Origin of the sequence: Microcystis sp. LE18-22.4A (genome assembly GCF_027531105.1) — a bacterium.
Classification (GTDB): Bacteria; Cyanobacteriota; Cyanobacteriia; order Cyanobacteriales; family Microcystaceae; genus Microcystis; species Microcystis aeruginosa.
In genome coordinates, this window is record NZ_JAPZRB010000113.1 from 1 (window position 1) to 1,752 (window position 1,752).

The following is a 1,752-nucleotide window of genomic DNA, read 5'->3' on the forward strand; positions in this document are numbered from 1 at the left end:
AGCACGCCGATCTTGTAGGGTGCGTTACGGCGAATTATTAATTTTAGTTTTTTGACTAAATTGATAGCCGCCTAACGCACCCTACTGGTTTGTTTCAGCTAAGATAGGGCAATAGATTTCGGCTTAAAGTCTTAGATTATAAAATTTATAGTATTTTTCTAACACACCAAATTAGCTGAAACAATCCACTAGGTACTTACCAAAACTTTTTGTTGAATTGTTTTGCAGACTTCTTGGAGTTGCCCTTTGGCTTTCAGATATCGGTGTTTCAAAGGATGTGATTCTTTCATGTCTTAAGGGTAATGCCCAACTTCTTTCACCTTCGGGTAGCCAGACAATGGTGCTATAGCCTTGTCCTAATACTGTTCCATTTTTTGATGCCGCGCTATGTTGATAGCCTCTATCTTTCATCGTTTTAGCATCCTTCAATTCCCATGCTGTATGATCTATTGCTAATGGGACTTAAACGCTCAACAAGAGTATAATAGAGTATAATCGTTATAGAATAAGCACTTTACGTTGAAAAATCGGCGATGAAAGAGACAACCCCAGCCGCGATGCCCCCATGCTTTGACCGATGGTGTCGGCGGTTTGACAATTGCTTCAAAAACGAAGCGCAAAAAAACGGCTTCAGACAATATTTAGGAGGATTATTAGGGGAAAGTGAGCGGAAAAACCTCACTCAAATGGCCAATAATGCCGTCGGAGTAGTTTATAACCGATTACATCACTTTTTGACCGAATCTCCTTGGTCAGACCGTCAGGTGAATGAATGTCGGTTGCAAGTAATGAACCAATGCCGACAGCCGCAAATCCCCCGAGGATTTTCCCTGATTGTCGAATACTCGGGACATCGAAAATGTGGCAATCTGACCGCCGGAGTTGGCAGGCAGTACCTGGGAGATATTGGCAAGACAGACAACGGAATAGTCGCCGTCACTACTCATCTCTACGACGGCAAAAAAAGTGTCCCCCTAGACATGGAAATTTATCAACCGGCTAGTTCCTTAGCCGAGGGGAAAGAAGACAAAGAATTTAAGAAGAAACCAGAGATAGCGATAGATTTAATTGACCGGAGCTTAACCAGAGGCTATCGACCGAAAATCGTCTTAATAGATGCTGGTTATGGCAACAACACAAATTTTCTCAAAGCCCTGGAAGAAAGAAAGCTAAAATACTTAGGAGGATTGGCAAAAAATCGAAAAGTAATTATTGAAAAAGAAGGGGGTGTGGAAGAAACAATCCAGCTTGAGCAACTAGCAAAAAGCCTATCAGAAAAGGATTGGGAGAAAATCACCCTAAATCTAGATAAAGAAAAAACGGTTTGGGTAGCGGTATTCAGAGCGAAAATATCTCAACTAGAAGGAGAAAGGAACTTGGCTATCGTCATGAATGCAAGTTCAATGGAAAAAGCAACAGAGGTTGACTATTTCATCACCAATGTAGTTGAGGCAGATACAGTAACAGCGTCGTGGATAGTCAAGACTTACACCGAAAGAAATTGGGTGGAAGTATTCTACCGAGAAGCCAAAGGATGGTTAGGGTTAAGGGAATATCAAGTCAGGGATAAACGAAGCTTACTTCGTCATTTTATCCTGGTGTTTTGTGCCTATACATTTATCCTGTGGCATAAGTTAACTGGGGGATTGCAAAGGCAGTGGGCGAATCGACCTTTAAACACTTTTGTGGAAGCCTTGGCAGCTTTTCGGACAGCGATGTCTTTCCGTTTCTTTGAGTGGCTGACCGAGAATC

The 1,752-nt window shown here is 42.1% G+C and carries 1 protein-coding gene and 1 pseudogene; one reads left to right on the top strand and one right to left on the bottom strand.

From position 1 onward, the window contains the following. Positions 1-197 precede the first annotated feature (197 nt). A pseudogene (locus O9295_RS04720) lies at positions 198-462 on the bottom strand (NF041680 family putative transposase); the annotation flags it as partial. Positions 463-533: 71 nt separating this feature from the next. On the opposite strand from O9295_RS04720, the gene O9295_RS04725 reads away from it, so the two are divergent. Further along, the coding region (locus O9295_RS04725; RefSeq protein ID WP_288032072.1) for an IS701-like element ISMae34 family transposase at positions 534-1,752 on the top strand (1,219 nt) is incomplete at its 3' end.